We start from the raw sequence: 11,427 nt of genomic DNA on the forward strand, positions 1-11,427 counted from the left end.
TCATGTTAGATCAAATAAAAGAAGTCATTGTCGTAGAAGGAAAAGATGATGAGTCTGCTGTGAAAAGAGCAGTGGATTGTGAAATCATCATTACACATGGATTTGGCATTCGCGAGGAGACTTTTAAGCGGATTGAGAGGGCATCACAGACCAAAGGGGTTATCATATTTACAGACCCTGATTATGCGGGTGAACAGATTCGAAATCGAATTGAAAAGCGGGTAAAAGGGTGTAAGCATGCCTTTTTAGACCGTCAAGAAGCGACTAAGAAGGGTGATGTTGGTATTGAAAACGCATCACCTTCTGCTATTAGAGAAGCCCTCAGTAAAGTGAGGACGCTTGAAATAAAAGCGGTAAATGAATTTATGCGGTCTGATCTCGTACTTGCGGATTTAATTGGGAATGACAAGGCGGCTGATAGAAGGGCTTTCATGGGTAAGATATTGGGCATTGGCTATTGTAATGCAAAACAATTTTTAAATCGTTTGAACAGATATGGTGTCACAAGGATGGAATTTGCAAGTGCACTTGAAACTATGGAGAAAGAGGAGTCTTTATGGATCGATTGACGTCACCGAGAACCATTAAATATATTATGGAGAAATATGGATTTAGATTTAGCAAGAGCCTTGGTCAAAATTTCATCATCGATTCTAACGTTTTAGATCGAATTATCGATGGATCGGAACTGTCTGAGACAGATCATATTCTCGAGATTGGTCCAGGGATAGGGGTTATGACGCAAGTGCTTTGTGAAAATTGTGAAAAAGTAGTTGCTGTGGAAATTGACAGTGCACTGATTCCGGTTCTAGAAGAAACCGTTGGTGCGTTTGAGAATTTAAAAGTGATTCACAATGACGTTTTGAAATTAGATTTGAAAGCGCTTTTTGAATCTGAGTTTAGGGCGAAAAAGCCAAAACTCATTGCAAATTTGCCGTACTATGTCACCACGCCAATTATTATGAAATTTTTAGAAGAACGCGTACCTGTATCAGACTTAATTGTCATGATACAAAAAGAAGTGGCGGATCGCATGATGGCTGTTCCCTCCACAAAAGCATATGGTGCGTTGTCTGTGGCAGTGCAATACTTTACAGAACCCTCTATAGTGACCACCGTATCTAGAGGTTCTTTTATGCCCATGCCCAATGTGGATTCAAGTGTGATCAGACTTAAGGTGAGAGCAAATCCCCCTGTTATTTTAGAGAGTGAGGCGATCTTTTTTAAGACCATTAAGGATGCTTTTGGCAAGCGTAGAAAAACTTTATTAAATGCGTTATCAAGCGGCATCTTGGGCATGAATAAAGATCAAGTGCGAACAGCCCTAGCTGCTAGTGGCCTGTCGGAGAACCTGAGGGGAGAAGCACTTGATATTGACCAATTTGCAACGCTTTCAAATGAAATATTTAAAGTGATGAAAACAAATTAGGAGTTTGGAATGAAACGTATTTATGAAACAGAGCGATTGATATTAAAAGTGTTAGATGAGTCCTATGCTGAATCAGTTATGCAGTTTTACATCAAGAACAAGGATTTTTTAGAGCCTTTTGAGCACACTAAATCGAAAACTTTTTACACTTTGGAGAATCATAAATTGACTTTACGACTCGAAGAGGAAGCGTTTTTGAAAATGAATATGGTGCGATTTTGGCTTTTTAAAAAAGAGGATACACAGTTCGAAAGACCGATTGGAAGCTTGGCACTTACTAATATCATTCGAGGCGTTTTTAAATCGTGTTTTTTGGGTTATAAAATGGACAAAGATGAAATTAATAAGGGGTATATGACAGAAGCCATCCAAGCGGTTGTCAAGATTGCATTTGGATACATGAAACTTCACAGAATAGAAGCAAATATTATGCCGCGTAATGAACGCTCCATAAAGGTCGTTGAAAAATGTGGCTTTGTCAAAGAAGGTCTTGCAAGGCAATATTTAAAGATTAATGGGATTTGGGAAGATCACTATCATATGGTTATTTTAAATGAAGATGACGTTTAGAGATAAAATAGAGTATAATAGATGTAGAATAGAATATTGGACATAATGATAGGTAAGGAGTGATTGATTTGGCAGTTAAAATTATAACAGACAGCGCTTGTGATTTACCCATTGAGGTTATTCAATCTCTAAACATTGACGTACTTCCACTATCGGTTTACGTGGATAATAAAGAATACTTAGATTCTGTCAATCTGTCTTCGGACGAACTTTATGAGCATATGATTCAAGGGAAAGCTGTTAAAACAGCACAAATCCCCCTAAAAACATTCATAGAAAAGTTTGAGACATATGCTCAAACCAAAGACAGTTACATCTACTTGGCATTTTCATCAAATCTTTCTGGTACATATCAAACTTCGTTACTGGCTATGGAAGCCGTAAAAGAAGATTATCCTGATTTTGATCTTACAATTATTGACACCAAGTATGTGTCCTTGGGATTGGGGTTATTAGTTGTGGAAGTCGCCCAAAAAGCCTTGGCAGGTATGGGTAAGGCAGAACTCATCCAAACCGTTTCGAATCAAACTCATGAAATCATACATTTATTTTCAGTGGACGATTTAGAATATTTGTTCAAAGGGGGACGAGTCAGTAGAACACAGGCGACTATTGGCAGTGTTTTAAACATCAAGCCCATTTTAAATGTTCAGGATGGTTTTTTAGTCCCTATAGATAAAGCCAAGGGCAGGAAAAAAAGACTGGTGAAAATGCTGGATTACGTCAGTGATCATGGCAGTGAGTTTCAAACGATTGGCATTGCGCATACGCTTAACATGGAAGAGGCGTCTTTGGTGAAATCTCACTTTGAATCTGAGTATGGCACTCAAAATTTTATTATTAATCAACTGGGCTGTGTCATAGGTGCGCATTGTGGTCCTGGTGTTATCGCTATTTTTTTTAAGGGAGAACTTTAACTTTAAGTAAGATGAAATCTACAAATGAAATCTATAAATGAAATCCATATGAGTTATACGGGGTGCCATCTCAGTGCAGTAATGATATGAACAAGGGGAGGGCACTTTTTTTAGGCCTATTTTTCTTGCTTTATTAAAATCATTAGGGGTATAATAATATCAGAAGACAAATGTTGGAATATTCAGAAAATTACTTTTGATAGAAAGTGGGTGATTATATGTTGCGAGATCAAAATGTTTTGCCCCAAGAAATTCAAGGCCAGCTTCCTGATAAGTTGAGTAAAGTCTTCTATTTAGAAGCATCAGAAGTTATAGAACTTGAAATGCCATTAGTTGTAGATGTCACGAAATTGTTAGTAGGCAAAATTATCGTGACGACGCGTAGCATATATCCCGTAAATAAGTTTGTGAACTTGGATTTGGTCATTACCGATTTAAAGTACTCTCTTATTGGCAGAATTAAAAGTTTTAGAGCGATTGAAGGCCGATTATATGAAATTACCATATTTCTAGAGGATTTTCCTGAAAGTCTAGTGATGGAAATCGAGTCATATTATGTTGAAAGATAGAGACAGTTTTGGATATAATAGAAGAAATACTCAAAGGGTGGTGTACAGTGAGAAAAATAGATGTTAATCAACTTGAAGAAGGTATGATTTTAGGTGCTCCGATTGTGGATTCAGAAGGGGTTGTGGAACTTTTAAGCAGAGGGACAAAGCTTACGAAGAGACACATTGCACTGATTACTCAGATGGGACCTATGGACATTTTCATATTGGAACATGAAGATGAAGCTTTTGAAGAGATTGAGATGAATGTTGAAGACCTTGCCCAAAAAGCAAAAGCCGATGGCAAAGCTTTCGACCTCGAAAAACTCATGAAAGACCTTGATGAAATCGATCAACATATCTATGAACCTGCACAGAGAAGTCTTGTAAATGCGAATATGGAAGTGAACATTCTCACAGGGGAATTTGATTTGCCTATAGATGTGAGACATGAGAAAACCATAGAAGATAATAAAAAGATATTTACTCAAATCCAAGAAGATGGTGTTTTAGATTTAAATAGAATTCGGAAAAATGTTGAAAAGACCCTGCCGGATATGGTCAGAAACAATGACGTTCTAAGGCGGCTTAATCAGTTAAAAAATTCAGATGATTATACTTTTGAGCACTCTATGAGAGTTTCTATATTGGCAACAATGATAGGCAAATGGCTAGGATACTCACAAGAGGAACTTGTAGAACTTGGAGAAGCGGGTCTGCTCTTTGATATTGGCAAGTTAAACATTCCTGACTTTATCTTAAAGAAGCCCACACAAGTTGATTTAGAGGAGTACGAGCTCATTAAAAAGCATGCTCAGTTTGGATATAGCATTTTACTTAAGACAAAAGGGGTTTCAAGCAACATTAAGTATGCGGCACTTCATCACCATGAAAGAATGGACGGCAGCGGCTATCCACTTAGACTGAGAGAAAATCAAATTCACGACTATGCTAAAATTATCATGGTATGTGATGTATTCGACGCTATGATCACGGACAAACCTTATAAAAAGGGTATATCCCCGATTCTGGCGGCAGACTACTTGTCTTGGTCAAGTGGAAAACTCTTTGATTCAAAAGTGTGCTATATATTTATTAAGAAATTATCAGAATACTATTTGGGTAAAAAAGTTAAGTTGTCCAATGGTCAAGAGGGCACAATCGTCTTTATAGATGGGAATTATCCAACGAGACCACTTGTAAGGGTGGGTAATGATTTTATAAATCTTATCAAAGATAGAAGTATCAATGTTGAAATTTTAGAGTAGATAAACGACGTTATATGAGATGTGTATGTGAAGGTTGACATTTAAAAAGATTTCGTTTATATTATTGTTAATTGCATTATAATTTCATAGAGGTGTTTGAGTGATTAGAGTAGAATTTAGATTTTTGTTTAAGAGAGTGGTGTGTTTGGTGGGAGCATCATAGAGATTTATATTCGAATTACGGATCATGAGCCATAGTGAGAAATTGCTACGCATGCTGAGCGTTAAACAGTTTGAGGTGTTGTTATATGAATTTGGCAACATGAATTAAGGTGGTAACACGGGTATTCTCGTCCTTTGGAGAGAATAGTCCGTGTTTTTTTATACACAGGTTTTTTGATCAGATACGAAGTGTAAATAAATGATGGGGTGATAAAATGGAAAATGTATATGATATTTTACTTGAACGCGGTTATATTGAGCAAGTGACGCATGAAGAAGAAGTGAGGGCAATATTGAGCAATGAAAGAGTCCCTTTCTACATTGGGTTTGACCCAACTGCAGATAGTTTGCACTTAGGGCATTTTATTCAAATCATGGTTATGATGCATATGCAAAAGGCTGGACATAAACCGATTGCACTTGTGGGCGCAGGAACTGCAAAGATCGGTGATCCTTCTGGTAAAACCGATATGAGAAAAATGCTTACACCAGAACAAATTAATGAAAACGGAAATAAGCTCAGAGTGCAAATGGAAAAATACCTGAATTTGGATGGCGAAAATGGCTACCTTGCCAACAATGCAGATTGGTTGGACGAACTCAGCTATATTCCTTTCATCAGAGAGATTGGCAGTAAGTTTTCTGTGAATAGAATGCTTACGGCAGAATGCTATAAGCAAAGATTAGAAAAAGGATTAACTTTTTTAGAGTTCAACTACATGATCATGCAAGCTTATGACTTCTTAGAACTTAATCGACGTTATAAATGTAAAATGCAATTGGGTGGTAATGATCAATGGTCTAATATCATCGCTGGAGTAGACCTTGTGAGACGTATGGAGCAAGAGCCCGTTTATGGCCTAACGTTTAAACTTCTACTCACAAGTGAAGGGAAGAAGATGGGGAAAACAGAAAATGGTGCGATTTGGATTGATCCCGATAAAACATCACCTTACGAACTCTTCCAATACCTCCGAAATGTTGAAGATGCAGATGTTGAAAACTGCTTGAGACTTTTGACGTTTATTCCAATGGACGAAGTTAAAAGATTAGGTGCTCTTGAAGGTGCAGAGATCAATAAGGCAAAAGAAATTTTGGCATTTGAATTCACGAAGATCGTTCATGGCGAAGAAGAAGCTCAAAAAGCGTTAGAGGCGGCAAAAGCATTGTTTTCAGGTGGTGGCGATAGTGATAATATCCCATCTACAACTTTAAAGGCAAGTGATTTTAGCGAAGGCATGCCTCTTTTAGATCTACTCATTCGCTTAGAACTCATTGCATCTAAAGGAGAAGGCAAGAGACTTGTGGCACAAAAGGGGATTTCTGTTAAAGATGAAGTCGTAGGTGATTTTGCTATGAATATCACTTTGGATCTTTTTGAAGATCAAGCGCTTATGATTCGCAAGGGCAAAAAAGTGTTCCATAAAGTGATTGTGGAATAATCATTAGGTATTGAGCGACGGATTAAATAGGGCGCTAAGTGTTAAACAAGGTGCGAAGCAGTCAACAAGGTTTAAAATAAAACTCGGTGATTCACTCTAAATTTAGAGTGTTTCCGAGTTTTTTTATTTTATGGGTCTAGGGGGTCAAAATAATCTTTCTATAAAATTAAATGAGATTAAACCTAGATAAAGTACATAACTCCCGATATAATGGTATAAAGGCAATAAATGTCTTGAAGAAGAAAGAGGATTTTGCAATTGAAACGGAAGGATGATAACCGTGGCGATAGAATTTAAAGATATACTGGAAACTGTACTCAAAGAGGATACATTAGACATCTACGAAAAAATGTGTCTGTTAATCCTGCTCAACATGGAAGGTGAAATCAATTTGACTTCAGAGACCCTTGGCAATTATATGGGGTGCTCCACAGTAAGGGCCAAACTCGCTTTTGAATCACTCAATCAAAAGGGGTACTTAAAGGGTGAATCCGTCTGTTATGAAGGCGAATTTATCCAGCGTAGAGAGAGCAATATCATATCGCCAAGTAAAGAGGCGATTGATGTAGGGGATATTAGAGAACCCTTGAAAGTGGAAACAGAAGAGTTTTTAGAGGGCTTTTTTAAACCGACGAAAGAAGTGCGTCCTCCAGAATACTCAAAAGACTTTCAATCGATGGCAGAGTCCAATTCAGATAGAGTACCCATTTCTGAAGCGGATGAAGAAATGGAAAGACGTCAAAGACTTGCGGCTTATCTGATGGGTAGTGATGAATTTAAAGCTGGTGAATTGAAACCTTTTGTCAGTGTCAAAGAGTCAAAACAGTCTCTAGTGGACCAAGTGATCCGTATAGTAGATGAAAAAATAAGCTTTAAGGAAGCCAATATCATACTTGGATTTGCAAGTAATGATCTCGAACTCATTAAGAGGAAATATAAAATCGCGAAATTGTCACAGATGTCAGATACCATTAGTGTATTGATTAACGAATTGCAGAAAAAAGACTCTGCAGTTATAAAGGCAGAAGAAGTGGAACTGGAAAACAATCAGATCAATACCAGTCGCATTATGAAAATGCAAGCCTATAAAAATCAACGGAGATAATTGTGTAAAATGGGGGAAATGATGCATAAAGAAGGGGTTAAACGGTGGGAGATCCTCTTTTTATCTATAGTGATTCTAGTGGTGTTTTTAACCGGTTGCCAAAAAGAAACAGGTAAAGTTCAAACGGTGACATTGGAACCTACTGTTGAGGAAAGAAAAGAGGAACCTGTCACTGAAGAACAATTAGACGCTATTTTAAAAAAAATTCAAGCGGATATGAGGGTTTTTGATGTCGTAGAGTATCATGATGACCTCTATGAACAGATCAAATCCAAAGTGAGTGCTGGAGCAGATGATGATACCTTGAATGAGATCATAAATCCCATCGTTAAAGCGTATATTGACGATATCCTATCTGATAAAATAAAAGAATCATTAGGCGAGTATTATGCACAGGCAGATTATGATTGGCTCGTCGATCGCATCGAAACAGAGTCACTTCAAAAATTGATTGTGGCCTATGAGAGAGAATACATTAAGCATATTGCAAAGTAGGTGAATGAGATGCATACCATAATGGTAGTGGAAGACGAAAGGCGGCTTAGAGAAATCATTGCAAAATACTTTATAGCAGAAGGTTTTAAAGTGATTGAAGCCGAGAATGGAAAAGAATCCATTGAACACGTAAAAACAACACATGTAGATGTCATTTTAATGGATGTTATGATGCCTGAAATCAATGGGTTTGAGGCTTGCAAGCAGATTAGAGCGTTTTCTCAGGCACTCATCATCATGCTCACTGCTAGAGATGACGATGAAGATAAAATTAAGGGCTTTGATTGCGGCGCGGATGAATATGTGACGAAACCATTTAGTCCCAAGGTTCTTGTAGCACGTGTAAATGCACTGCTTAAACGATTGAACACCGCTGTGGAGAGTACGAACTATATTCAATTTGGAAAACTGAAAATTAATAAAGACAACTATGAAGTATATGATCATGAGGATGAAATCAAATTGAGCCCAAAGGAATTTGATTTATTGCTCTTACTTGTGGAAAATAAAAATGCAGTGCTCACGCGTGAAGTTATACTCAATAGAGTTTGGGGATACGATTATTATGGGGATTATCGAACTGTGGATACTCACATAAAGAAACTGAGAAAAAAATTGCCGCACAGCAGTGATGCCATTAAGACAATCGTTAAAATCGGTTATAAATTTGAGGTGAAATAGATGAAGCGTTCAAGTGTTGTTGTTAGATTGTTCATCTTGACGACGCTCTTCTTAGTGATCTTTGTATCAATAGCATTTAAACTTCAATTAAAGTCTTTTGAAGAATATTATTTTGAACGTAAGATCAATGATATTGATGAAAAGTACTTTGACTTTATGGCGTTATATGAGTCTTCTCATTGGAACCAGACCGAATTAGAGCAAAATATTCAATATTTTGAAAATCAAAATGATATCAAAATTGCCATGATCGACAATTATTATAGCATTATCAATGAACGCAAATATAAGATTTTTATACTGAATAATGATGGAAGAGTTTATGAAGTTCAATTAAATAACGTCTTGACGAAATTTGATTATATGAAACTGGATGTTCATACAGGTGATCGCATTACGGTAAGAGGTTATATTTGGGGAGAACAGAAGAAGAATATTTCCTTAATGCAGATGGTTTTAAACGACGTCATGGTTTTTGACGTGATTGAACCGAGACTTAACGATCGCTTAAAAGTGGATGAAGTAGAAGGCACTGTCATCCGTTTTAACCTACCGGATCAGCAAGATCTCATCTTTGGTGTGGATTACACAGGGATTGCAGGTGTGGTGGATTACTATTACTTTACACCTAAAAATGGCATAAAAAAAGATGAGAGCTTTATTTACACAGAAGAGGACACTGGAAAGAAGCAAATTGTAAAGGTATTCCCTTCTAATCGTAAAGGGCTTAAAAGTATCTTTATCATGACTCAGCAACAGCCTATTATTGAGGCGACTCAGGCACTATCGGACTTCTCACCCATTCTAATTACTGGATCCTTGCTTCTTGGAGCCATATTTTTGTTTATATTCTCCAAAATGATTTCAAGTCCTTTGATTGAGCTGGAGCAAAAAGCTCAGAAAATGGCAGATTTTGATTTTAATGAGTACATTGAGATCAAACATAATGACGAAATTGGCGGATTGTCTAGAAGTTTAAATCAGCTTTCTTATAATTTGGAAAAAACAATTAAAGAACTGAATGATGCAAATGAAAAATTGCTCGATGATCTTGAAAGAGATCGAAAAATTGAAAATATGAGAAAAGAGTTTATTCGCAATATTTCACATGAACTCAAAACACCCCTTGGTGTCATTAGAGCATTTACAGAGGGGTTGCAAGACGGCATTGTGGAAAACGATGTGGATTATTATTCGGGTGTCATATTGGAAGAAGTGACCACAATAGAAGCCTTGGTCAAAGATATGCTTGAACTCTCAAAACTTCAAACAGGTGCTTACAAGCTTGAGCTGGAAACTTTTAAAATCAATGTGCTCATTGAAAACGTCATCTTAAAACAAACGCGCTTTGCCTCAGAGAAGGGCATGTCTTTTACCTTTGAACGCTGTGAATATGATCAAGTTTTTGGGGACTATCGCAAGATGGAGCGTGTGGTGTCCAACTTTGTTTCAAATGCAGTACGCTATGGGCAACCGGATACGCGTATCGAAGTTAAAACAAGTGTTTCAGAGAGACGTATTCGATTTACAATACAAAATGAATGTGAACCCCTATCTAAAGAACAGCTTGATCGGGTTTGGGATAAGTTCTATAGAGCTGATGAATCTAGATCCAAAACACTGGGGGGAAGTGGCCTTGGTCTTTCCATTGTGAAGGAGATATTGGACCAACATCAGGCAATCTATGGTGTTGAAAACACTGCAAAGGGCGTCCTCTTTTGCTTCGAAATGGATAAATACGGTAATAGTATTGTGTAAAATATACAATACAAAAATAAACTATTTTGAATAATTTCATAAGTACTCAGTAATATCAACCGATTCGAAGGTGTAAAATTAAGGAAAAATGTTTAGTTGTTTAGTGGTTAACAACATAAGTTACATTTTATTAATTGACAGACTTTTGGAGTGTGTTATAATTTGAAAAGTCAAAACAAACATAGCGCGTAGCTATGTTTCATTTTTTTTAGAAAGGTTGATAAAACATGAAAGCAAGTCAGAAGATTTTTTATAGTGCTTTTGCTATGCTACTACTCATTGTGATCGCGCTGGCCTTCCAGCAGATCAAAGCAGTACAAAAAATCGAAGCTTATGAAAACGAGCGTGCATTATTAACATCTCAAATAACAGCACAAGAAGATAAAATTGAAACCCTAACCGCATCATTAGAAAATGCAAAAAGCACTTTATCAGATCAATCCGATATGGTTGATGAGTTTAAACGATTGTCCAAGTTTATTAATTTTAGTGAATTTGATTCATCGCAGCTGGAAAGAAGTCAAAAGATAGCAAATGAGACGCCTCTGGATTCAGAGAGTGCACTTGCACTTGTAAAGTACACGGATCAATATGATGTCCCTGTGTCATTGGTGTTATCCATTATGGAAATTGAAAGCAATTTTGACGAGCATTTAGTCGGTGCAGATCAAGATAGAGGTCTTATGCAAATTATACCCGGTACAGAAAAATGGCTGGCAACAGAGTATGGCGATGAACTTGGGTTGAAATACGATCCAGATCGCATCTTTGATGCTGATTACAACATCGCTTTGGGTGTAAAGTATCTTGATATTCTAATGAATTCGCATGGATCAAACTTTGAGAGAATTCTGTCAGAGTACAATCGAGGACCATATAATCTAGAAAAGTATTATGCGTTGAATCAAACATATTCCACAACTTATTCAAGATCTGTGCTCAGAAAAGAGAAAAAGTACGTGGCTCTAAATCATTAAGTGTAACTAATAATGCAACTGCTCAACAGGGAGCCATGCTTAAAGCTATGGCTCTTTTTCACTTTTTTTGGTACA

Annotated in this window: 12 protein-coding genes; all 12 read left to right on the plus strand. The window is 37.0% G+C overall.

What is annotated here, in order from left to right; all coding sequences use genetic code 11:
• The first annotated feature begins 2 nt into the window (after window positions 1-2).
• The 12 genes from rnmV (at window position 3) to ISU02_RS09135 (ending at window position 11,352) form a co-directional block, all read left to right on the plus strand.
• Window positions 3-569, plus strand: a complete 567-nt coding sequence (rnmV, locus tag ISU02_RS09080; RefSeq protein ID WP_194701513.1) for a ribonuclease M5 — start codon at window positions 3-5, stop codon at window positions 567-569.
• A complete protein-coding gene (gene rsmA, locus ISU02_RS09085; protein ID WP_194701514.1) occupies window positions 557-1,429 on the plus strand; it encodes a 16S rRNA (adenine(1518)-N(6)/adenine(1519)-N(6))-dimethyltransferase RsmA in 873 nt (290 codons plus the stop codon). The genes rnmV and rsmA overlap by 13 nt, the downstream gene beginning before the upstream one ends.
• Window positions 1,430-1,438: 9 nt before the next feature.
• Entirely contained in the window at window positions 1,439-1,999 is a 561-nt protein-coding gene (locus ISU02_RS09090; RefSeq protein WP_194701515.1) for a GNAT family N-acetyltransferase, read from the plus strand.
• Between the two features lie 68 nt (window positions 2,000-2,067).
• Window positions 2,068-2,916, plus strand: coding sequence for a DegV family protein (locus ISU02_RS09095; RefSeq protein WP_194701516.1), 849 nt, complete (start codon window positions 2,068-2,070; stop codon window positions 2,914-2,916).
• A 218-nt stretch (window positions 2,917-3,134) separates the two neighbouring features.
• The gene (locus ISU02_RS09100) at window positions 3,135-3,485 is read left to right on the plus strand and encodes a hypothetical protein (RefSeq protein ID WP_194701517.1); all 351 of its coding nucleotides are present in this window, start codon (window positions 3,135-3,137) and stop codon (window positions 3,483-3,485) included.
• Window positions 3,486-3,532: 47 nt separating this feature from the next.
• Window positions 3,533-4,732, plus strand: coding sequence for an HD-GYP domain-containing protein (locus ISU02_RS24300; RefSeq protein WP_194701518.1), 1,200 nt, complete (start codon window positions 3,533-3,535; stop codon window positions 4,730-4,732).
• 377 nt (window positions 4,733-5,109) lie between these two features.
• On the plus strand, window positions 5,110-6,336 hold the full coding sequence (tyrS, locus tag ISU02_RS09110; RefSeq protein WP_194701519.1) for a tyrosine--tRNA ligase: 1,227 nt from the start codon (window positions 5,110-5,112) through the stop codon (window positions 6,334-6,336).
• 280 nt (window positions 6,337-6,616) lie between these two features.
• Window positions 6,617-7,441, plus strand: coding sequence for a hypothetical protein (locus tag ISU02_RS09115; protein ID WP_194701520.1), 825 nt, complete (start codon window positions 6,617-6,619; stop codon window positions 7,439-7,441).
• Window positions 7,442-7,462: 21 nt separating this feature from the next.
• Window positions 7,463-7,936, plus strand: a complete 474-nt coding sequence (locus tag ISU02_RS09120) for a hypothetical protein (protein WP_194701521.1) — start codon at window positions 7,463-7,465, stop codon at window positions 7,934-7,936.
• Window positions 7,937-7,945: 9 nt separating this feature from the next.
• On the plus strand, window positions 7,946-8,617 hold the full coding sequence (locus tag ISU02_RS09125; protein WP_207736240.1) for a response regulator transcription factor: 672 nt from the start codon (window positions 7,946-7,948) through the stop codon (window positions 8,615-8,617).
• On the plus strand, window positions 8,618-10,375 hold the full coding sequence (locus ISU02_RS09130) for a sensor histidine kinase (RefSeq protein WP_194701523.1): 1,758 nt from the start codon (window positions 8,618-8,620) through the stop codon (window positions 10,373-10,375).
• Between the two features lie 227 nt (window positions 10,376-10,602).
• Complete coding sequence (locus ISU02_RS09135; protein WP_194701524.1) at window positions 10,603-11,352, plus strand: lytic transglycosylase domain-containing protein; 750 nt, start codon at window positions 10,603-10,605, stop codon at window positions 11,350-11,352.
• Window positions 11,353-11,427 lie beyond the last annotated feature (75 nt).

The sequence above is a fragment of the Fusibacter ferrireducens genome (assembly GCF_015352425.1).
GTDB lineage: Bacteria > Bacillota > Clostridia > Peptostreptococcales > Acidaminobacteraceae > Fusibacter_A > Fusibacter_A ferrireducens.

Excerpts from the sequence above, each read along its gene's own strand:
- tyrS (WP_194701519.1), top strand. The coding sequence starts at position 5,110 with ATGGAAAATGTATATGATATTTTACTTGAACGCGGTTATATTGAGCAA.
- ISU02_RS09125 (WP_207736240.1), top strand. The coding sequence starts at position 7,946 with ATGCATACCATAATGGTAGTGGAAGACGAAAGGCGGCTTAGAGAAATC.
- ISU02_RS09130 (WP_194701523.1), top strand. The coding sequence starts at position 8,618 with ATGAAGCGTTCAAGTGTTGTTGTTAGATTGTTCATCTTGACGACGCTC.
- ISU02_RS09120 (WP_194701521.1), top strand. The coding sequence starts at position 7,463 with ATGCATAAAGAAGGGGTTAAACGGTGGGAGATCCTCTTTTTATCTATA.
- ISU02_RS09135 (WP_194701524.1), top strand. The coding sequence starts at position 10,603 with ATGAAAGCAAGTCAGAAGATTTTTTATAGTGCTTTTGCTATGCTACTA.
- ISU02_RS09090 (WP_194701515.1), top strand. The coding sequence starts at position 1,439 with ATGAAACGTATTTATGAAACAGAGCGATTGATATTAAAAGTGTTAGAT.
- rnmV (WP_194701513.1), top strand. The coding sequence starts at position 3 with ATGTTAGATCAAATAAAAGAAGTCATTGTCGTAGAAGGAAAAGATGAT.
- ISU02_RS09100 (WP_194701517.1), top strand. The coding sequence starts at position 3,135 with ATGTTGCGAGATCAAAATGTTTTGCCCCAAGAAATTCAAGGCCAGCTT.
- rsmA (WP_194701514.1), top strand. The coding sequence starts at position 557 with ATGGATCGATTGACGTCACCGAGAACCATTAAATATATTATGGAGAAA.